The following is a 22,636-nucleotide window of genomic DNA, read 5'->3' on the forward strand; positions in this document are numbered from 1 at the left end:
GGGGTAACGGCAAAGGCGGCGGCATCGCGGCTGTCGGATTAAGCCCAAGCGACCTTGGGGTTCCCAAAGATGTGCTTGAAGACCATTACCTTCTGCAGGTGGCATATCTGGATGAAGACGCCATCCTTAAAGTTGAATCCACCAACATCAACCCTATGTTTGATATCTATAAATCTGAAAAAATATCCACTATTGATGATTATAGAACCATTGGCCTGGAAGTCAAACCGCCGGATGTATGGCGGTATTTTGTAAGAGTCAAACCAGATGTGCTTGAAAAATTTATTCAGTATAATAATTTTTATGAAATGGATAAAAGGAAGGCGGAAGATGAATTTGTATTCCAAAATTCCACGCGGCTGAACCAGACCTATTATGCTTCCCTTGGGGAAAAACAGGCTTTTGTATTGTCCCATGCCAGGAACGTTATGATTCTGAAGGTGGTTGGCTATGCCGAACAGGCCACACAATATTATTGCCTGGATGATTTCAGAGCCCATGGATGGATTGCCCATCAGCGGTATCCAACCCGGGGACGACTCTGGCATCCCGGGGGAGCCCATCCGTTTTCAGGCATGCATGAAGCCCTTGTCCATAATGGAGATTTTGCCAATTATCATGCCGTGTGTGAGTATTTAAACCAGCACAATATCTATCCCCAGTTCCTTACAGATACGGAAACTTCCGTTCTGCTGCTGGATTTATACAATAGGGTGTTTGAATATCCTTTGGAATATATCATCGAAGCCCTGGCGCCGACCACGGAATATGATTTTGACTGCCTTCCCCCTGAAAAGCAGCAGATTTACAAGTATATCCAGTCCCAGCACATGACCGGCTCCCCCGACGGACCCTGGTTTTTTATCATTGCCAGAAATGACCCATATAAAGACTTGATGCAATTGATCGGGATCACAGACACCGCCATGTTAAGACCCCAGGTATTTGCCCTCCAGGAAAGGGATGATGTTCAGATCGGCCTTGTCTGCTCTGAAAAACAGGCCATTGATGCCACCCTGCAAAGTATTGCCGCAGAAGACAAAAGATTCTGCCCCATTGCCGACAAATACTGGAATGCCCGGGGTGGAAGTTCCACAGACGGTGGCGCATTTACCTTTACCATCAAGAATTCTGGAAAAGGGGACGGCTCCAAAAAACTCATTACCCAGAACAAATTTGGTGAAATTGTTCAGACCCCCGAAGGCCAGATTCATTTTGACCCAGCCATCAATCTTTCAGATTCTTCTAAAGAGACCATCCTGACCCAAAAAATTACTGAATTCTTTGATACAAATGATTTGCCGGCATTAAAACAATACTGCACTTCCCAATTTGTGGAACTTGATTTTCAGGACATCAGGCTTATATGCGGGACAATAGAAACCATGGCAAAAGAAAACGATACCAAAAAAGCCACGGCCATTGATCTGTTAACCCACTTAAATGACAGAATTTTCCCAACCGGTAATAAAAAACGAAGTTCTGTCCTCCAGATTATCAGGGAGAGTCTTACGTCTATTTTTGAATCATCCCCCAACATCGGGAAAAATAAAAGCAGTCAATATACCTATATTAACCGTGCAACCCGAAAGGATTTAAGACCCCCCCCAGGGAGATGAAAAAATCCTTGTTGTGAATGCAAAAGAGTTTGAACCTGAAGGCAAAGACTGTGATTCCAGAATGATTAATAAGGCCTATCGGATGGGATGGAAGCAATATATCTGTTATGGATACAAAGGTCAGCGGTTTACCGGCTGCGGGTTTGGGCCTGATTCTAATGATGTTCGATTTGATGTGTACGACAGTTCTGGTGATTATATGGCCTCGGGTATTGACGGCATGGAGATCCATGTCCACGGCAACGCCCAGGATCAGCTAGGGCAGATCATGAAATGCGGCAAATTTGTCGTCCATGGCGATGTGGGACAAACCTTCATGTATGGCGCCAAAGGCGGTCATGTCTATATTCTGGGCAATGCAGCAGGACGTCCCCTGATCAATGCCACCGGCAAACCAAGGGTTGTCATCAACGGCACATGCCTTGATTACCTTGCACAATCTTTTATGGCAGGTGATCCTTTGAACGGTGGCGGCTTTGTCATTGTCAACGGTATTACCTTTGATGAGAACGGCAAGGTGATGGATCTTACCATGCCGTATCCCGGATCAAACCTGTTCTCGCTTGCTTCGGGCGGTGCCATTTATCTAAGAGACCCTGAATGCAAGGTTGTGGACGAACACTTAAACGGCGGTGTATTTACCGAAGTAACAGACGCTGACTGGGAACTGATCCTTCCATACTTAAAGGAAAACGAAAAACTCTTCGGTATTTCCATTGAAACCGATCTCTTAACAATTGATGGCGACAGCCTGCCATTTAATAAAGTATACAGGAAAGTGATGCCATTGCCGTCCTGAACACTGAAATAAAATGGCAGGACCCGGCCGGCTCCTGCCTGACATGAGCCGGTCTCCTTTTTTTATTTGACAAGTTAAAACTAACCCTTAGTTTGAACCTATTTGATTTTTATAAAACAAGGAGAAGAATATGCCTGAATTAACCGCAATTATCGAAACAAGCAAAGGCCCCATTAACATAAAATTATTTGCAGACCAGACCCCTGTTACCTGTGGGAATTTTGCAAATCTTGCAAAAAGGGAATATTATAACGACCTTAAATTTCACCGTGTCATCTCAGACTTTATGATCCAGGGCGGATGCCCCCATGGGAATGGAATGGGCGGCCCCGGATATAAATTTAAAGATGAATTCAAAAAAGATCTGAAACATGACAAACCCGGTATTCTTTCCATGGCCAATGCAGGTCCCGGAACAAACGGCAGCCAGTTTTTCATCACCCATGGTCCGACTCCCCATCTTAACGGCATGCATACTGTTTTCGGCGTGGTTGAAAGTGGTGAAGACCAGAAAGTTGTGGACAGCATTGCGCAGGGCGATGTCATTGAAAAAATCACCGTTAAAGGCAATTCCGGCGCCCTGTTTAAACAGATCAAATCCGAATTGGATGACTGGAATAAAACATTGAATAAACAGTTTCCCAAACTGCCAAAAGCATAAAAAAAATCGACGTTAAACATTAAAAGGCCGGATCTATTTCACAGATCCGGCCTTTTTTTTATCAAATAATATTGTTATTCCAAATTCAGATAAAAAGGAATGATATGAATTGATGTGCTGTCTTCTTCGGTTTCGCCCAACCGCCAACTCTTTACCTTAAAACCTTTTTCTTCTATTTTTTTCACCATGCCCTTTATATTTATCAACGGATGACGGGAAAATACATTGGGAAGACCATATGTCAGGCTGCACACCAGGCACTTTCCGGGTCTCTGGGTAAGGTTGAATGCTAAAACAATCCGCTTATCATTGGCAGAGATGAATTCAAGCCTGATATCATACGCCCCATCTGATGTATCACCGTATAATGCCTCAAAAAAATGATCACTTATTTCCACAGGCAGGAGCATGTCAAGATAATCTTGTGTAAATATCTGATCTAATACAGCTTGATCCATGATAATCTTTATCCTTTTTAACTAAATCTTTCAAACCCTTAACACTTGTTTTATTAAACCTTAAAAAGAAAATCAAGATTAAAAATTTACGCCTGCGCTACCGATTAATTATTCCGAGTAATCTTATATTTTTTTTTACGATACCAATTTATTGAACCCTAAAGCCTTTTATGATAGATTAAGGTTTGTTTTTCCTCAACCTGTCATAAAAGGATACGATAATGGCTATCACGAAATGGTGGATCGCTTCACCATAGAATAAAAAATATTAAATTACTGGATTTTTAAATCTATGGAAAATATTAAAATTTCAAAAGGGTTTAAAGTGGCACTGGCCGGGATGCCGGACTTGAGTGTCATTCAGATCCCGGAACCTGAAACCATAGCCGTGTCTGCCCTGGATATTCCTTATATCCGCCCCAAACTTCTGGTAAAAGAAAATGACCCCGTAAAAACAGGTACACCTCTATTTTGCGACAAAAGAAATAAATGCATCCATTATGTGTCGCCGGGAACCGGAATCGTCAAACAAATCATTTTTGGTCAACGAAGAAGGTTGGTTGAGGTAGTGATTGCCCTGGATAAAAACAGGGATAAAAAGGATGAATTCATCCAGTTTGAAACCCTGTCTCCAGATGATATTGATACGGTTCCCAGATCAAAAATCACAAAACTGCTCCAGGAAGGCGGGCTTTGGCAGTGTTTCCGGGAGTTCCCGTCAAAGGATACAGCTGACGAAAACCATGAGCCCCCCATGATCATTGTCTCTTTAAATGGCAATGACCCTTTTTCCCCTCACCCACAGGTGGTGCTTGAAAATGAAATCTCGTTTTTTGAATTCGGCATTAAAGTTTTAAAACAATTTTCAAACCGCATCATTGTAACATCACGCCAGGACAATCTGTCCAGCCTGAACAGGCTCAACGGATTGAAAGAGCATATCACACATATCGCCCCTGACTTTTATCCTGCCTGGGACCCGGGAGTTGTTCTATATAAATTAAAAAGAACCCGGGAAGAAAATCGCTCCTGGTGCATATCAGCAGAACATCTGGTACTGATGGGCAAGTTCCTCTTAACCGGCAGATATCCCGTAAAAAGGGTGGTGACTGTTACAAGGTCAAATGATAAAAAACCCCATATTATTACCCGCCAGGGCGCACCTGTCAAAGATCTTGTGGGAAGTTTGGATGATAACAGCCTCATTACAACAGGCCGCTTCAACGGCAGATATGTTGAACCCAAATCTCATATGGGATTTTTTGAAAGCACCCTGACCATTATCAGTGATAATCAAAAAGAAGAATTATTCGGGTTTATCAAGCCCGGGTTAACAAAACCTACCGCCTCCAAAACATTTTTATCCTGCCTGACCAAAACGCCGAAAAATCTCGACTGCAACATACATGGAGAAGAAAGGGCTTGTATCAATTGTGGTTATTGCGTCAACATCTGCCCCGTTGACCTGATGCCCAATTTTATTATAAAAGCATTGCTAAGCGATGATATTGAGGATGCATTAAACTATGGTCTTCTGGATTGCTGTGAATGCGGCCTGTGCTCATATGCCTGCCCGTCAAAAATCGAACTGACAAAATTATTGTCCCATGGAATTGACGCTCATTACAAGGATAAAGAATAGGTTATGCATCCTTTAAAAAAACTACTAAACTCAAGTGAAAAATATTTTACAGGTTCAGGAAAATTCAACCGATTGAAACCTCTTTTTGATGCTACAAAAACATTTTTATTTTTCCCGTCATCGAAAACCAGATATACTCCGTTTGTCAGGGACAGCCTTGACCTGAAGCGGTTTATGAGTTTTGTTCTCATTTCCCTTCTACCCGTCCTGATATTCGGTATTTACAATACCGGCTTCCAGGCAGGGATTGCCCGGGGGGAATCGTATACTTTTTTCCAGGCTTTTCTGTTGGGGTCAAGTTATGTTCTGCCCATCATCATTGTCTCTTATGCGGTAGGATTTTTCTGGGAAGTTCTCTTTGCCGTTATTCGGAAACATAAAATCAGTGAAGGGTTCCTCGTTACAGGGCTTTTATTTCCTTTAACCCTTCCGGCAACCATTCCTTTATGGCAGGTGGCCATAGGGATTTCATTCGGTGTGGTTATAGGCAAAGAAGTGTTTGGCGGAACGGGTCGAAACTTTTTAAACCCGGCACTGACAGGAAGGGCCTTTTTGTTTTTCTCTTACCCTGTTTCCATGTCCGGAGATGTCTGGATGGCAGTAAAAAATTCAGTGGACGGTGTCAGCGGAGCGACCGCACTGTCTATTCTGGCCCCGGAAGGTGAAAAAATAACGTCTGCCCTTTCCGATTCAGGGTTCAGCTTATCCAATCTTTTTCTTGGGTTTGTACCGGGAAGTATTGGCGAGACCTCGGCTTTTTGCTGTATCTTGGGAGCCTTGTTCCTGATCATCACAAAAATTGCAAACTTCAGGATCATTATCGGCGGGATTGCCGGATTAATTGTTACCGCCATTATTTTTTACCTGATCCCGGGCGGCTCTGACTCCTGGATGAATGCAGGCCCTTTATTCCATCTTTGTGCCGGTGGATTTTTATTCGGCATATCATTTATGGCTACCGACCCTGTCAGTGCACCCGGCACCAACCAGGGACGGTGGATATTCGGTTTTTTGATCGGCTTTTTAACCGTTACCATCCGGGTGGCCAACCCGGCTTTTGTTGAAGGCACTATGCTTGCCATTCTTTTTATGAATGTGTTTGCCCCAATGCTGGATCATATTGTGATGAAGTATACTGCATCAAAAAGGATACCCAATGTCTGATACCCCCAATAAAAATCCAGGTAAAAATCCAGATAAAAACAGCAAAAAAAATGTTGTCATGTTTGCCCTGCTGCTCTCTGTCATCTGCAGCCTGATGATTACGGCTGCTGCAGTCGGGTTAAAGGGATTTCAGATGGCCAATATGGAACTTGATAAAAAAATTAATATCCTTAAAGCAGCTGATCTGATTAGCAGGGAAAAACCTTCTAAAGAAAAAATAAATGAACTTTATAGTGCCCATATCAAGGAAGTCACGGTCGATAACCAGGGGAAGATCATTGAAAATTATGTCCCCAATTCTTTGAACCTCTATTTTTTTCAGGAGGATGGCGTAATAAAAGGGTATATCCTTCCCATCAACACCCGAGGACTATGGGGAAAAATACAAGGGTATCTGGCCTTTGAAAATGATGGCCAGACCGTATCAGGATTTTCAATTTTCAGCCATTCGGAAACCCCCGGTCTTGGCGGTGAGATAGAAAGTGCCTGGTTTCAAAAAAACTTTAAAGGCAAAAAAATCCTTAACTCCCAGAATAAATTTGTTTCAGTGGGCATTGCCAAAGGAAAGGCTGAAAATCTTCCCAAAAACAAACAAGCCCATTATGTGGACGGGATTTCAGGAGCAACACTGACCGGCAAATATCTTTCACAAGGGATAAAACAGACCCTGATCAAGTATGATTCCGTGTCCATCACATTCAGGCAGAGACAGCTTAAAGCAAAAAAAGATGAAAACCAGAAAGATATACAATAGACAAAAAGGATCGTATTCATCATGTCCGAAGAGAAAACAAGCTATATAGAGATCGTTACCAGAGGCATCTGGAAGGAGAACCCCGTTGCCTATCAGGTGTTGGGGATTTGTTCCGCCCTTGCTGTCACGGTCAAGATGTCCACTTCCATCGTCATGGGCATTGCACTTACAACGGTGACCGCTTTTTCCAGCCTGATCATATCTTCTTTAAGGAAAAAAATTCCCTCCAATATCAGAATCATTGTAGAACTTGCTATTATTTCTTCCCTTGTCATTATTACCGACCAGATATTGAAAGCCTTTTTTTACGATATTTCAAAACAATTGTCGATTTTTGTCGGTCTGATTATCACCAATTGTATTGTTCTTGGAAGGGCCGAAGCCTTTGCCCTTGCCAACAAGCCTCTGGCGTCTTTTTTTGACGGTATTGGAAACGGGCTCGGTTACAGCCTGGTACTGGTTACAGTGGCTTTTTTAAGAGAGCTTTTAGGATCGGGTAAATTTTTAGGGTTCAACATTATCCCGCAATTCATCTTTGATGCCGGATACCAGAACATGGGCCTCATGGTACTGGCACCCGGGGCTTTTTTCATTATCGGATTGCTGGTCTGGCTGAAAAACAGCCTGCCCGGAATATCTAAGCCCGGAACATATAAGTAGGAAAGGTAAGAAATACACATGGGTGATCTATTAAGTCTGTTTATTAATTCTGTATTTATCGGTAATATTCTTCTGGCCTATTTTCTTGGGATGTGTTCTTTTATCGCGGTCTCAAAAAATGTTGAGATAGCAACGGGCCTGGGATTTGCTGTCATTTTCGTATTAACGGTAACAAGCCCTGTTAACTGGATCATTTATCACGGGCTTCTCGCCCCCGGAGCGCTGGCATGGGCAGGATTCCCCGACTTTGATCTAAGTTTTTTAAAATTCATTACCTTTATTGCCGTCATCGCCGCTATTGTCCAGGCCGTTGAAATGGTCATTGATAAATATTCACCGCTGCTTTACGCAACCTTAGGGGTATTTTTACCATTGATCGCCGTTAATTGTGCCATCCTTGGAACTTCGCTTTTCATGGTGGAAAGAAACTATACATTTATCGAATCCATTATCTTTGGGGCCGGCTCCGGAACCGGCTGGATGCTGGCCATCGTATCCATGGCTGCCATCAGGAAGAAGACCCAATATGCGGATGTCCCCAAAGGACTTGAAGGATTTGGTATTACCATGATTATTGCAGGTCTTATGGCCATGACATTTATGATGTTCTCAGGGATCACCCTTTAACAAGAAGAGGTAAAATTGTTATACATCTTAAGCATATTGGTTTTTACAGGTGTGATTTTGATCCTTGTTACAGTGCTCCTCTTTGTTGAATCAAAGGTTACCACCAAGGGTGAATTTGAAATCACCATCAACGGTAATAAAGATGAAAGCTTAAAGATTGCCGGCAACCCATCCCTGTTATCGGCTTTATCCCAAAAAGAAATTTTCCTGCCCTCTGCCTGTGGCGGATCAGGCTCCTGCGGCATGTGCAAGTGTGAAGTCATTGAAGGTGGCGGCAGTATTCTGCCCACAGAACTTGCCCATCTCACAAGAAAAGACAAACTTGCCAACAAGCGCTTGTCCTGCCAGTTGAAAGTAAAAGACAACCTTCAGATAAAAATACCCGAGTCCATATTCGGGATAAAAAAAGTCGATGCCACCATAATATCCAATCATAATGTTGCTACCTTTATCAAAGAGCTGGTACTCAAACCTGAGACCCCCATTGATTTTAAGGCCGGTGCCTATATCCAGATTGATGTGCCTGAATATGATCTGATGTTCAAAGACTTTCATATTGAAAGCAAATATGTGAGTGAATGGAAAAAATACAATTTTCTGGAACTCGCCTCAAAGGGCATTAAATCGGGATTTCGGGCATACTCCCTTGCCAACCCGCCCCATGATAACGAGATCATGATGATGAATGTCAGAATCGCAACCCCGCCGCCGGGTACACAAGGCCTCCCGCCGGGATTCGGGTCCTCCTATATTTTCGGCCTGGAACCCGGGGACAAGGTAACCATCAGCGGCCCTTACGGCGATTTTATGGCCAAAGATACAGACAATGAAATGTGTTTTATCGGCGGCGGTGCAGGCATGGCCCCCTTAAGAAGCCACATCCTCCACCAGCTTGACGGTATCCATACAAAACGAAAAGTTTCTTTCTGGTATGGCGCCAGATCTAAAAAAGAGATGTTTTATGACGATATTTTCAGGGATCTTGAAAAAAGACATGATAACTTCACCTATCATATTGCCCTTTCAAATCCTGAAAAAGAAGACCACTGGGATGGCCTGACCGGTTTTATCCACACCCATCTGTGCGATTCCTATCTTTGCAGACATGAAGATCCTACGGAGATAGAATTCTATCTTTGCGGCCCGCCCCCCATGATCAATGCCATTATCAATGCATTATACGATCTCGGGGTAGAAGACGACATGATCTTTTATGATAAATTTTAAAAAAACTATCGTAACCAGGGGTTTTCCCTTATTGATTTTTATTTCCCCCCCCTGTATAGATAAAGCACAAAAAATATTGCCTGCAAAAAAATATTCCGGGTGCAGTGTGGTAAACGAAAGGGCGGAGCTATGCCAGGCACCCGCCGACTATAGATCCAGAGGGCTTTTTGTTTCCTTGAGTGTCCTGGATTTGACAGTATGGGTATAAATCATTGTTGTTCTCACATCACTGTGTCCCAGAAGTTCCTGAATTGTCCTGATATCATAATTTGCCTGCAGCAGGTGACTTGCAAAGCTGTGACGAAACGTATGAGGTGTCGCCCGTTTATTGAGTTGCAGCCGGTTAACAACAGATTTAATTGCTTTTTGAACATGACGATCATGTAGATGCGCCCGGCGGTATTCTTTTCTCGCAGCGACATAGGTCAATTCCTTGGCCGGGAACAGCCATTGCCAGTTAAATTCCTGGCCGATATATTTAGATTTTTTTTCCATGGCATCAAACATGAACACCCCGGCAAACCCATTATCAAGGTCTTTTAAATGCATTTTTTTTACCAAACCAACCTGGGCGGCCAAATCAGATATAATCGTTTCCGGCAGCGGCAGGGACCGGTCTTTTTTTCCCTTGCCATCATGAACAGTTAAAATACGGGCATCAAAATTCAAATTATTCATCCGGATATTCATGCACTCGGACAATCGCAATCCGCAGCCATACAGCAATTTTACAATAAGATCATAAGGATGTCTGAGTTTTTTAATAATCAGATCAATCTCTTTACGGGACAATACAACCGGAATATAAGGTTTTCTTTTCGCCCTGACCACGCCATCTATTTTTCCAAACTCTTTTTTAAGGATATGCCTGAAAAAAAACAAAAGCCCGTTAAAAGCCTGATTTTGAGCAGATGCAGAACAATGCTGTTCAACTGCCAGATAAGTTAAAAACTGTTTAACATCTTCAGGTGATAATTTCTCAAGTGTTTTATTTTTAACAAAATTTTGAAATTTGGTCACCCATTTGCTGTAAGCTTTAAGCGTTTTTGGAGAATAATGCCGAACCTTGATTTCATCGCTCATCCGGTTATAAACCGATTGCCAACCAAGATTAAGGGATTCATCCTTCGCAGTATAAGAAACCACCTGTTCACTGACAGCCGAAACCTGTTTTCCAATTTTATTTCCAAAAGGTAATTTTGGGGACCAATCAGGATGGATATTATACATTGCATAATAAATGAGTATGGAGTCATAGGCCTGCTTCTGCTGTTGTCTGGTTTGATTTTTCTCCCTCAGTTTATTGATGAAATGGAGCAAACTCTCAGTATGCTTTGAGTCATGACCATATTTAAAACAGAAATCAACATAATAACGCAGCCACTTTTTGAAAAAAATATGATCTTTTGAAGGTACCCCGGCCTTTATTAGATGAGCATTAAATCTGTTTAAAAATTCTTGAGGTATTGTTTTCATCATGGTATCTTCCAAATAATATCATCCAAAAATGTATGATATGCGGTTAGAAACATAGAATAAGACTGAAGAATTGTCAATAAAATATTATTGGGATGAAAGATATACGGACAACCGGTAATCTACTTGTTAATATTTTAATAGGAGGTCCTTTATGAATGCAGTAGAGCAGGCGTCTATTATCTACCCTACGTTGGTGAAGTATAGTAATGACCGCTCAGTTATAACCTATGGTGAAGTTAATTCAGCATTAGGATATAAAGGAAATGCAAGTGGTCATGCCATACGTGCCGGTATGGACTTAATTGTTCTATATTGCAAAGAATACGGCTTACCACAATTGACCTCACTCATCATCAACAAGAATAGTGGAGAACCAACTGAAGGGTATGCATACGGTGAAGGCGAAAACATCTCAGAGGAACATATGAAGTGTTTTAATCACAAATGGGAATTGACCATTGACTATACAACTATATGGGATCAAAGGTTTGAGCTGCGGAAAAAATTTAATCTTACATACGGTAATTCTCAGTTGAAAAGAAAATAGCCTAATTTTTATTGTAATAAACTTCATTTAAGACTTCTTAAATATGAAATGAAATGATAAAAAAAATTGAAACGGGACTTTTTCTACAGGCTCGTTCTTTTTTAATTTTTACGATTAAAGAGCTTTAAAAGAACACTGCTGTACAAATTATAATTATTCAGTTGTAGAACCCATAGATGTTCTGGGTTGGCAGTTGATATTCTAAAACACCTTATAGATTTTGGGAGCATAATATGAATTCAAACAAAAAGCCCTGGCCGTTAATAACTATTTACGGAATAAAAGAAAGGGTAAATACAAACCCTGACTATCAAAGGCCTGCTGTATGGACCGTTGCGCAGAAACAAATGCTGATTGATTCGATGCTCAGAGAATATGATGTCCCAAAGCTATACTGGCGAAAAACAGGGACTAAACCCGATAGATATGATGTTGTTGACGGGCAGCAACGGCTGCGGGCAGTTTGGGAGTTTTTTGGCGGGAGTTATAAACTTCCAAAAGATGCTGACCACATTGATGGGGAAGATATCGCCGGTTGTTCGTATGAACTACTTCCTGATGAAATCAGGATGAAGCTGGATACTTATCCTTTAGATGTGGTGGTAATTGATGATACTGATGAAGATGAGATAAGAGAAATGTTTCTTCGATTGCAGAACGGAACTACTTTGAGGGCTCAGGAAAAACGCAATGCTTATCCAGGAAGGATGAGGGATTTTGTCAAGAAATTGTCAGCTCATCAATTTTTTGGGAAAGTGGGTTTTCAGAATTCAAGATACACGTATGACTTGATAGCGGCCCAGCTTGTCTGTATTGAACTTGCGGGTGGTCCAGTGAACATTAAAAACGCCGATCTCAACAAAATGTATAAGAAACATATTGATTTCGATGACAAATCCAGTGAAGCAAAGAATGTGAATAGGCCTCTCTCTCTTCTTGATAAAATTTTCCCCGAGAAAACCCCAGAGCTGACCAGATATAATGTAATCACTTTGTACTGCGTTATAGCTGAATTGCTTCGACAGTATGTTTTAGATGAGATCAAAAATGATTTGTACAGATGGTTTTTAAATTTTGAATCGATTAAGCGTGACCAAGAAGAAAAATCAGAAGATGAAGCACTTCCGGAATGGGTTTCCTATAAAGAAAAAATTAGCCACAGTACAGACTCAGCAGACTCTATTCGCCATCGTATGGAGTTTATGCTAAGAAATTTATTGGAAACATTCCCAGCTTTGTCGCGTAAAGATAATCAACGTGACTTCACACATATACAGAAGATAACTGTCTTCCGGCGCGACAAAGGAGTATGTCAGCTGGGCACCAAATGCGATGGGAAAAAATTAACTTGGGATGACTGGCAGTGTGACCATATCATTCCCTGGTCTAAAGGAGGCAAAACTACAGTGGAAAATGGTCAAGCTTCTTGTGCATCCTGCAACCTATCAAAAGGGAATACTTTATAGAATGATCCTCCCCCAAAAAACTGGAGATGGAATTAAGCGATTTTTAGGAATGTTAAACGAATAAGGATAGATCGTGTGAGGAACGAACCACGATCTCATCCGGTTGTTGGACAAGCCCGAGGTCTCTATATATAAGAAAATATCTTTTTTGAACAAAGGAGGGAAATAAGAATTTGAAAAAGTGCTTTATTTTCAGGGTGTACCAGTACGGTAACCTAAAAATAGGCTTAAAAAAATGGTCTATATCATATCAAAATTGTTCCTCCTGTTTTTAAATGCACAGCAGATTACTGCCAGGTATGACCGTTATCCAGGTTCCCATACGCACTGCCGAAAACCCAAGACAATCATTGACGATTTGCAACAAGGACATTTAGATCGGGGAACACCATACTTAATTCCAACAAATTCAAATGCACCGGGCGAGCCGGTGATTTAGGTTGTTACAAACGGGCAAGTAAACCGTTTTATTTGGTAAAAGCATCACATATTCACGAAACGTTATATGCAAGGCTGAATACAATATGGTATAAAAACAATAAATTTTTAATATAACACCTCCCGCCTCCCAAGACGACCGCCGTCTGTGGCGGACAGAATAGGATAAATAAATGAGCAACGAACAAAAAATAACCAACAACATAAAAGTACCCAATAAAAATAAGGAATTGTTGAAAAAACACTTCTCTCATTGTTTTGAGAAAAACGGATACTTTGATATTGAAAAGTTTAAGCAGGAACTTTCAGAAAACGAGATTGATTTTTATAAAGAAAGTTACGGGTTGGACTGGCTCGGTAAATCCTATGCCCGCATTTTGGCAAGTGATGAAGCTAAAACACTACTGAAAGAAGATAATGCTTTTAACCAGAAAGAAGAAAACAAAAACTCTCAAAACCTGCTGATAAAAGGCGATAATTTGGAAGTACTGAAACACCTTTCCAATGCCTACTATGAAAAAATTAAAATGATATACATTGACCCGCCTTACAATACAGGTGGCGATGGGTTTGTTTATCAGGACGACCGCAAATTTACTGTTAGTGAACTACGCCACCTGTCAGGGATTGATGAAGAAAAGGCAAAACGCATTCTTGATTTTACCCAAAGCAAAAGTAATTCACACTCGGCTTGGCTAACTTTTATATATCCTCGGTTATATCTTGCAAAACAATTACTTAAAGAAGATGGGATGATTTTTGTTTCCATTGATGATAATGAAGTCACTCAATTACGGTTATTGATGGATGATATATTTGGGGAAGATAATTTTATAGGTTGCATAATATGGAAGAATGTAACTGATAACAATCCTACAAATATTGCTATTGAGCATGAATATATTGTCTGTTATTCCAAAAATAAAATAAATCTTGTTCCTTTTTGGAAATCAAAACTTTCTGATATAAAAGATTTAATAATCAAAGTTGAAAAAGACTTAACTGATAGATTCAAAGAACAAGGAGAACTTCAATCTGAATATTCCCAATGGTTTCGAGAGAATAAAAATCAGTTGTGGCCACTTGATAGATACAAATGCATCGATAAAGAAGGAGTCTACACAGGAAGTCAAAGTGTACACAACCCTGGCAAAGAAGGCTATAGATATGATATTCCTCATCCTAAAACAAATAAGCCCTGTAAACAGCCGCTAATGGGTTATAGGTTCCCATATGATACTATGAAAAAAATGATTGATGAAGGTAGAATTATTTTTGGAAATGATGAGGATAAATTAGTTGAGATTAAAGTATATGCAAAAGATTATTTACAAAAACTCAGTTCTGTACTTCAATTAGATGGAAGAACTGGCGCAAATGAACTTAGGGAGCTTTTCCCTTCTGTAAAAAAAATATTCACAAACCCAAAAACTGTTAAACTGTTACAGGAACTTATTTCATTTGCATGTAATGATGATGACATCATCGTTGATTTTTTTGCAGGTTCTGGAACTACAGGTGATTCCATAATGAGGCTTAACGCTGATGATGGTGGCAACAGAAAATATATTTTAGTACAGCTGCCTGAAAAAATTAATCAGAAGAAAGAAAAAGCTATTTTCGATTTTGTAAAAAATGAATTGAGAGTTGACGAACCAACTATTTTTGAAATAACCAAAGAGCGACTCATCCGTGCTTCAAAAAAAATTAAAGAAGAAACCTTTGCAAACCAAATTGCCGAAAAAGAAAACGAGATAAAAGAATTAAACGGTGAGCTGGATTTAAGCAACAAAGAAAAAAAGATAAAACAACTTGAAACTGAAATAGCAACCCTTAAAAATCAGGATTTGGGTTTCAGGATCTTTGAAACCATGCCTATTTGGGAAGATTATGGCTTTGAAGCAGATGAACTGGACCCGCAACTACAACTTTTTGATGAAACCAAGCTTACCGAAGAAGATATAAGGGTTTTGCTGGTTACCTGGAAAACTTATGATGGAACACAGCTAAATAAAGATTTACACGAAACAGATTTGGGCGGATATACAGGTTATTTTGCCAATGAAAAACTGTATTTGATGCACAAAGGATTTACAACCAATAACCTGAAAACCTTGTTGGAAAAAATCGATAGCGACAAAAAATTTAACCCGACTTCTGTTATTGCTTTTGGCTATCATTTTGAAAGTAAAAATTTACGTGAAATAGCCGAGAATATAAAGTCGTATACCAACAAAAAAAATATCGATATTGATTTTATAACAAGGTATTAGAATGATGAGATTTAATTTTGAAAAGAACCTGAATCATCAGACACAGGCAGTGAACAGTACTGTCGCTGTGTTTGAGCATCTTGATGTTATAAAACCAGTTGGTGCCGACAAAAACTGTATTAATCCTGTATTTGAGCATAAAACAGGTTTTAGATACATTGAAAACATTATTAAAATTCAGGGGCAAAACCGAATTGGCGAAATCCGAAACGGACAAAGTAATATCATAGATATAATGATGGAAACAGGTACAGGGAAAACCTATACCTATACCAAAACCATTTTTGAGCTGAATAAACATTTCGGGATATTTAAGTTTGTGGTTGTTGTTCCAACCCTTTCTATCAAAGCAGGCACAATCGATTTTCTAAAATCGGAAAGTTCCCGTGAACATTTTAAAGAGCAATACTGCAAAACCATTCACTTACATATTGTAGAAAGCAAAAAAGGAAATAAAAATAAAAAATCGTTTATTCCCCCTGCTGTGAACAGTTTCGTGAATGCGGGAGATTTTGAAAAAAACAGTATTCAGGTAATGGTTATCAATGCGGGTATGATAAATTCCGATACCATGCAGAAAAGCTTTGACAAAGGGCTTTTTGATAAACATACCATTCCGTTTGGTGCAGTTGGAGCGGTTAATCCCTTTGTAATGATTGATGAACCACACAAATTCGCCAAAGCCAATAAAACTTGGGAAAACATTCAAAAGATGAATCCGCAGTTTATCTTGCGTTATGGCGCTACATTTCAGGAGAATGAAAATCTTATATACACTTTATCGGCTGTAGAGTCCTTTAATAAAAATTTAGTTAAAGGTGTGATTGGTCACATTACAGAGTTTGAAAACGGGAAAAATGCCATTGTAAGGCTGATTAAAACCGATGGGAAAGAAGCAAATTTCGAATTAATTGAGAACACAAAGAAACAAACAGTTAAACTTGCCCCAAAAGACAGTTTGCAAAAAGTGCATCCCGAAATGACCGACTTGTTTATTGAAAAACTGAATAAAAGTAAGGTTGTCTTGTCCAATGGTTTGGAAATGAAAAAAGGCGATAAAATTAATCCATACTCCTATGCACAAACTTTACAGGAGATAATGATTCAAAAAGCCATAAAACAACATTTCAAAATCGAAAAAAACTTTTTAACCAGAGATATAAAAATTAAGCCCTTAACGCTGTTTTTTATTGACAATATTGAAGAGTACAGAAATAAGGACGGGTATATAAGATCAACAGTAGAACAGTTAATTGAAGCAGAAGTAAAAAAACTGATAGCAACTGAAAAGGATGAATTTTATAAAGCCTTTTTAGAAAAAACGTTAAACGATATTTCTAAAACACACGCGGGATATTTTTCAAAAGATAACTCGGAAAAAGATGAAGCTATAGAGCAGGAAGTAAATGAAATATTGCACGATAAGCAAACCATGCTTGATTTAAACAATCCAAGACGCTTTATTTTTTCAAAATGGACATTGCGGGAAGGCTGGGACAACCCAAATGTTTTTCAGATATGCAAATTGAGAAGTAGCGGAAGTGAAATTTCAAAATTACAGGAAGTGGGTCGTGGCTTACGCTTACCTGTGAATGAATATGGTAACAGGGTAAAAGACGAACAGTTTTATTTAAACTACTTTGTTGATTTTACAGAAAGCGATTTTGTTGACAGCCTGATTAATGAAATCAACGAAAAATCGGGTGCAGTTTCAATTGAGGATGTACCTGAAAAGCTTACCGATAATATTGTTAAAAAGATTGGTGATGTCTACGCGCTAACAGAAGATGACTTATTGGATTTACTGGATGAAAATAATTTAATTACACGTTCAAACAAGTTTAAAAAAGGTGGTTTTGATTACATTAAGAAAAATTATCCTCTCATATTCGAAGGCATTGGCTCAAATAAAGTTCGCAAAGCAACCGATAGTAATAAAAAAATCAATATAAGAACAGAAAAATATCAAGAACTTAAAGACCTTTGGGAAAAGCTTAATGAGAAGGTTATTTTAGAATATAAATTTGACAATGAATCTATTTTTAAAAGCCTTTTAACAGATTTTTTTAAAACTCAAAAAAATAATTTTTCAATAGAAGGCATAAAAGAGCGCAAATTAAAAATTGAGATAGAAGACGAGCAGGCAATTTCAACGGAAGAAATATCTGTACTTGACAATGAAGTTACGCCTGTTTCCACAATGAAATACAGCGAGTTTCTGAAAGATTTATCCAAAACGTTGAATGTTAATTTAAAAACAATTCATCAATCCATTATTGACTCTGAAATTGAAATCAATAAATACCTGAACACTTCAACCATAAGAATTATAAAACAGAATTTTGATTCATTCTTAATGTATAATGCTATTGATAAATTTAGCATTGAGTACAAGAAAGTATCGAACAGTATTCATCCAACAAAATTAACAGACACTAATGGTAATATATTGAAAGAAATATCAGCTTCAGATGTTGGTGTTTTATACTCTGATTCAGATGTAGCAGACAGCTACTTTTTTGATGAATTATTTTATGATTCAGAATTGGAGAAATCCAATATTGAAAAAGAAATAAAGGAAGTTGTTGTCTTTACAAAAATCCCTAAAAACTCAATTAAAATTCCAGTAGCTGGAGGAAAGAGCTACTCACCTGATTTTGCTTATGTGTTGAACTTTGAAAATGGTGATAAAAAGCTTCATTTTATTGTAGAAACAAAAAATGTCGATGGCGAGGTTGAGCTCAGAAAAGAAGAAAAGCAAAAAATCAAACACGCAGAAAAATTCTTTAGCGGAAACGTTAAAATTGAATTTAAAACACAGTTTAGTAATAATAAGATAGTAGATTTAATAAAGGAAATAAATAAATCAGGGCAGACAGTGTAGTATGCCCTATATGTCATGATAGTTGTCTCTTCTCTGAAGAAAGATTCCAATATTTAAACGTGATGTTCTGATTTCAAAAAATAAGTTTTCAACTAATTGCTTAATTGTAAAGGAGAAGGACTATTATGAAATTAATCGAATGGGAAGTTGAAGAAGATAGCTACCAGGAACAGATTGTGATTCCCGAAGCACAAAGAAAACTTGCTGAAAACGAGGGGATCAATACCGAAAACAAACAAAAAATTGCAGTGCGAATACAAAATCTAAACACAGGAGAAATTTATACTTCCCGCCTGGCCATTACAGGAACTCATCAGCTTTATCTGCCAACTGAAATTCAAAAGATGTTGGAGGGTGCAGGTTCAATAAGAATTCAATTGGTGTAAAGGTAAATCATGAAACAAGAGCTAAGTCAGATTCCCATCACGTCCATTATTCTTGATGAAGCTATTTATCCGAGAAAAGGGATTGATCACAAGCGTGTAGGCATATTTGCCGAAAATATCAGGGATGGTTTTAAATTTGATCCCATTGAAGTGGAGCTTGCACCTGAAACGTCCGACACCTATCGCCTTCTTGACGGGGCTCATAGATGGAGTGCTTACAAATCTACGGGTAAAGACAGTGTAAAAGTTTTTATAAAAGAACTGAACGGGACTGATCCTCTTTTATATGCCGCAAAAAAAGCCATTGGCCCGAGACAGTTGACAGAGGAAGAGGCAAGAGAAACAGCCCGCCGTGCATATAAAAAAAATCCCAAACTTAACCCGGTAGAAATAGGTAAGGCAATTGGCCGGGCAAGAAGAACTGTGGATAATTATATAGCTGATCTTCGTGCTGCAACCCAAATGGGAATGGATATCAAAGTGTTCCGCATGAACCGCCTCGGCATCCCCCAGGATAGAATTGCAAAGAGATTGGGCCTGGCCCGGACATCATTTCAATATCATTTGCCGAAAATGGCAGCGTTGCCAAATTCGGCAAATACCGATTTGTCTCAAGGTTTTACAGTTTCACAGGTGGCGCAAAAGCATGGCTGGACAGATCCAATGGTCTGGTCCCTGGCCCTTGAAGGTAAAGATGATCAAGAAAGATTCAAGGAACTTGGCTGGGGGCTTCGAACCTGGGATCAATGGGATTTTAATGCTTGTGATGAAAGATTTGGAGATGACTGGCCCGGAAGAATCCCGGCACAATTGATTGCGCACATTCTCTTTTATTTTTCCAGACCTGGTGATCTGGTTCTTGACCCCATGGCCGGGGGAGGTGTGACGCCGGACACTTGTCTTGCTTTAGATCGCAGATGCTGGTCATTTGATATCAAGGAACGGTCAAGACGCCCTGAAATCGAGCCGCACACATGGACCCTTTCATCAAACGGGCTTCTGACGTGGCCTGTAAGTTCAAAAACAAAACCGGATCTTATCATCTTTGACCCACCATACTTTAGCAAAAAAGCGAATGACTACGATGAAAAATCCATATCCGGCTTTTCTCAAGATAAATACCTTGAATTTCTTGAGGCCTTTTTTGTTCTTGTAAAACATCATGTAAAAAAGACAACAAAGCTTGCTTTTATCAACGCAGATTGGCGGGATTTTCAGAACACACCGGCAAGTGAAGAAGCCGGTAAAGGGGGTATTCTGATAGATGATTATCTTGAAATCTTGAAAAGGGCAGGATGGCAGCGCACCCACATTATCCAGGCTCCCATGTCTTCGCAACGTTTCAATGCAATCGTTGTTAGTGCCATGCAGAAAAAAAGGATACTGGGCGTTACAAGCAGATATGTAATCGTTTTAAAACAAAGTAAATGAACCAGGCAAGCTGGTTATTTACTTGTTCTTTTTCAAAAAAACAACAGTGAAAGATACGCATCAAAGAATGAAAGTACTCATCAACTAAATATTTTTTGGATATTCCTTCTTAATATTTGATTTAAAGGTAACTAATTATAAATCATGGATTATTTTGATATTTCAAAGACCAAACTTATCATCCCAGAACTTTGGAAAAAAGACTGGGATGCTCTCATCGAAGAAACAGATGAAAAAATGACTGTCCTTCCTGAAGCTCAGAAACGTATAGTGGCTTTATTCAAAGATATTGATGACGATTCATTTACTTTTAGTCGTGCTGCTTGGCTTTGCTTGACAACGAGATTATTTAATATCATAAACGCTGTTGTAGGTGCATGTCACAGCAATTCAGATCTGTTATTTGATGTCCTCCAACGAATCTTCCTTGAATATTGGTTCCAAGTTTACACAATGGCACAATCTGAGTCCCAGGAAAAAAGAAGGGATTATCTCAATGCTTATGCAGCTTGGAGCTTAGATTGTGACCTCATGTACCAAAAATATCTTTTAAAACCCTCCGTAATGGATGGAATCTGGGACATCGAAGAGGAAAAAGAATATTTAGAGAGCAGCGAAGAAGAAAAAATAATCAAGGAAAAGCTCTTTGGGCCAACAAATACCGAAAAATTAACAGGGGATTACCATGAAGCAGAAAAAAGAAAGTTGGCTCATAAAAGCGAAGAGTATAAAAAGAGAGACAAAATCAAAAAATGGCTTGAGCATGAAGATATCAAACCATGGACCGAAAGAATCCACAAGATAAGAAGAAAACGAAGAAATCCTAATCTTTCTTTTTATGAACTGTTTGATAAAAGTCAAACCAGTTTTTATCAAAAAATCAAAGCTAAAGACCTATCTGACAAAGATTTGGAATTCCTGTACGCTGAATATAAAAAATCATCTATGAAAATCCATGGTTCCTCTTTTCTTGATAACTTTGTTGTTAATCCAAAAATCTTGTTTCCGAAAATTATGGGAGATAGTGACTCTAATACCGAAAAAGCGATTTTAATTGGGAGCCTGGCCACCTCTCTAATCTTACCATTATTGTTTTTGAAAAAGGCTGCATGGCCTAAAAAATAATTGGGATCAGAGTAAAATTAAACACAACAATCAACATGCACCGGGTTTCACCGGTGATGTTGGAAGTTCTATAAACCAATAAAAACAAAAGCAAAACTAAGGGTAGAATATAATGATTGAACTACCTGCAAAAATACGGTTGAGACCTACTCGCATTGGGTTTCTTGTTCGCCCTTCTGATAGGAAATCGGTTCGTGAGATTATTCGAGTTAATGCCTGTCTTTGGGGCGGACTCTATAATCCTATAATACCCGTCTATAGAAACACTCCTAAAGATTGGAAAGAAAAACATTTTAAAGATTTGACAGGCAAGCAAGTATTAGATGGATACGTCAAGTTTTTTGAACCTGATGTTTATGTAGAGGCAGACGAGGGTTTACTTGAAAAGGCAGGATTAGATGTATTAAGAGGTCAAAGCTTTGAAAAAAATGTTGTGTCTTTAAGACAGTTTTTTGATCAGGAATATAGAGGGATAAACGAACCACATTTTGGACAAAGTGTATTTGATGTTATCGACGATACTTACATTTCAGAACGACGCTTTCAATTAAGAGATCCACACCCTGCAATTTACAGCAAAAAAAAATATGATGTATTCGCTGAAATTTGTATGGGAGTATATCCGAACTTTGATACAACTAAACATATTTATAATGCATATCATGATGTTTATAGACCAGAATCTATTTCATTTTCACCAGAGACATGGTTGAAAATTTTCGGTGGTAAGTATGTAACGCCTTTTTCTGCTACAAATAAAGGTATTGACGTTGAAAGGCATTGGTCGAATGACCCCATAATTTATGTATTTGATCCATCAAAAACAACCGATTTAATAGATTTATGGAATCTGCGTGGAAACAGGGGTTTAAAAACCAGCCAAATTCATCGGTTAAAAACCAGCCACCCAGTAGCATAGACATACCTCGCCGGCATTGGCACTTAGCCAAAGTAACAGTTCTCCTGTGTGACTGAACTGTAAGTTGTTTATGGCTT

The 22,636-nt window shown here is 39.2% G+C and carries 19 protein-coding genes; 17 read left to right on the top strand and 2 right to left on the bottom strand.

The features are described from left to right. From QAI40_RS11695 to QAI40_RS11705, 3 genes are all read left to right on the top strand, one after another. The coding region (locus tag QAI40_RS11695; protein ID WP_299982245.1) for a hypothetical protein at window positions 1–1,619 on the top strand (1,619 nt) is incomplete at its 5' end. A gap of 13 nt (window positions 1,620–1,632) precedes the next feature. Continuing rightward, complete coding sequence (locus tag QAI40_RS11700) at window positions 1,633–2,418, top strand: hypothetical protein (RefSeq protein WP_299982242.1); 786 nt, start codon at window positions 1,633–1,635, stop codon at window positions 2,416–2,418. A gap of 130 nt (window positions 2,419–2,548) precedes the next feature. Further along, on the top strand, window positions 2,549–3,079 hold the full coding sequence (locus QAI40_RS11705; RefSeq protein WP_299982239.1) for a peptidylprolyl isomerase: 531 nt from the start codon (window positions 2,549–2,551) through the stop codon (window positions 3,077–3,079). 74 nt (window positions 3,080–3,153) lie between these two features. On the opposite strand, the gene QAI40_RS11710 is transcribed toward QAI40_RS11705, so the two are convergent. Continuing rightward, window positions 3,154–3,537: a pancreas/duodenum homeobox protein 1 gene (locus QAI40_RS11710; RefSeq protein ID WP_299982236.1), complete on the bottom strand. Its 384-nt coding sequence runs from the start codon at window positions 3,535–3,537 to the stop codon at window positions 3,154–3,156. A gap of 292 nt (window positions 3,538–3,829) precedes the next feature. Here QAI40_RS11710 and QAI40_RS11715 point away from each other — a divergent pair, with 292 nt between their 5' ends. From QAI40_RS11715 to nqrF, 6 genes are read left to right on the top strand one after another with little or no spacing between them, the layout of a single operon-like run. After that, entirely contained in the window at window positions 3,830–5,179 is a 1,350-nt protein-coding gene (locus tag QAI40_RS11715) for a 4Fe-4S dicluster domain-containing protein (RefSeq protein WP_299982233.1), read from the top strand. A 3-nt stretch (window positions 5,180–5,182) separates the two neighbouring features. Continuing rightward, on the top strand, window positions 5,183–6,343 hold the full coding sequence (locus QAI40_RS11720) for an NADH:ubiquinone reductase (Na(+)-transporting) subunit B (protein ID WP_299982230.1): 1,161 nt from the start codon (window positions 5,183–5,185) through the stop codon (window positions 6,341–6,343). Continuing rightward, window positions 6,336–7,097, top strand: a complete 762-nt coding sequence (locus QAI40_RS11725) for an FMN-binding protein (protein ID WP_299982228.1) — start codon at window positions 6,336–6,338, stop codon at window positions 7,095–7,097. Before QAI40_RS11720 ends, QAI40_RS11725 begins: the two co-directional genes overlap by 8 nt. A 21-nt stretch (window positions 7,098–7,118) precedes the next feature. Then, a complete protein-coding gene (locus tag QAI40_RS11730) occupies window positions 7,119–7,757 on the top strand; it encodes an NADH:ubiquinone reductase (Na(+)-transporting) subunit D (protein ID WP_299982225.1) in 639 nt (212 codons plus the stop codon). Between the two features lie 18 nt (window positions 7,758–7,775). Further along, window positions 7,776–8,384 (top strand): NADH:ubiquinone reductase (Na(+)-transporting) subunit E, encoded by a 609-nt coding sequence (nqrE, locus tag QAI40_RS11735; protein WP_299982222.1) that lies wholly within the window; start codon window positions 7,776–7,778, stop codon window positions 8,382–8,384. 15 nt (window positions 8,385–8,399) lie between these two features. Continuing rightward, on the top strand, window positions 8,400–9,611 hold the full coding sequence (gene nqrF, locus QAI40_RS11740; RefSeq protein WP_299982219.1) for an NADH:ubiquinone reductase (Na(+)-transporting) subunit F: 1,212 nt from the start codon (window positions 8,400–8,402) through the stop codon (window positions 9,609–9,611). Window positions 9,612–9,758: 147 nt separating this feature from the next. On the opposite strand, the gene QAI40_RS11745 is transcribed toward nqrF, so the two are convergent. Then, window positions 9,759–11,090 carry an integron integrase gene (locus QAI40_RS11745; protein WP_299982217.1) on the bottom strand — a complete coding sequence of 444 codons (1,332 nt, stop codon included), beginning with the start codon at window positions 11,088–11,090 and terminating at the stop codon, window positions 9,759–9,761. 151 nt (window positions 11,091–11,241) lie between these two features. Between QAI40_RS11745 and QAI40_RS11750 the strand changes: the two genes are divergently transcribed. The 8 genes from QAI40_RS11750 to QAI40_RS11785 all read left to right on the top strand — a co-directional run bounded on the left by QAI40_RS11750 (window position 11,242) and on the right by QAI40_RS11785 (window position 22,559). Beyond that, a complete protein-coding gene (locus QAI40_RS11750; protein WP_299982214.1) occupies window positions 11,242–11,637 on the top strand; it encodes a hypothetical protein in 396 nt (131 codons plus the stop codon). A gap of 233 nt (window positions 11,638–11,870) precedes the next feature. Further along, a complete protein-coding gene (locus QAI40_RS11755) occupies window positions 11,871–13,103 on the top strand; it encodes a GmrSD restriction endonuclease domain-containing protein (RefSeq protein ID WP_299982211.1) in 1,233 nt (410 codons plus the stop codon). 611 nt (window positions 13,104–13,714) lie between these two features. Further along, complete coding sequence (locus QAI40_RS11760; protein ID WP_299982208.1) at window positions 13,715–15,814, top strand: site-specific DNA-methyltransferase; 2,100 nt, start codon at window positions 13,715–13,717, stop codon at window positions 15,812–15,814. 1 nt (window position 15,815) lies between these two features. After that, entirely contained in the window at window positions 15,816–18,698 is a 2,883-nt protein-coding gene (locus QAI40_RS11765) for a type III restriction-modification system endonuclease (RefSeq protein WP_299982205.1), read from the top strand. A gap of 125 nt (window positions 18,699–18,823) precedes the next feature. After that, entirely contained in the window at window positions 18,824–19,084 is a 261-nt protein-coding gene (locus QAI40_RS11770) for a hypothetical protein (RefSeq protein WP_299982202.1), read from the top strand. A 9-nt stretch (window positions 19,085–19,093) separates the two neighbouring features. After that, window positions 19,094–20,515, top strand: a complete 1,422-nt coding sequence (locus QAI40_RS11775; protein WP_299982199.1) for a ParB/RepB/Spo0J family partition protein — start codon at window positions 19,094–19,096, stop codon at window positions 20,513–20,515. 144 nt (window positions 20,516–20,659) lie between these two features. Further along, window positions 20,660–21,640, top strand: a complete 981-nt coding sequence (locus tag QAI40_RS11780) for a hypothetical protein (protein WP_299982196.1) — start codon at window positions 20,660–20,662, stop codon at window positions 21,638–21,640. 112 nt (window positions 21,641–21,752) lie between these two features. Then, window positions 21,753–22,559: a hypothetical protein gene (locus QAI40_RS11785; protein ID WP_299982192.1), complete on the top strand. Its 807-nt coding sequence runs from the start codon at window positions 21,753–21,755 to the stop codon at window positions 22,557–22,559. Window positions 22,560–22,636 lie beyond the last annotated feature (77 nt).

It is taken from the genome of Desulfobacula sp., from assembly GCF_030611305.1.
Lineage (GTDB): Bacteria > Desulfobacterota > Desulfobacteria > Desulfobacterales > Desulfobacteraceae > Desulfobacula.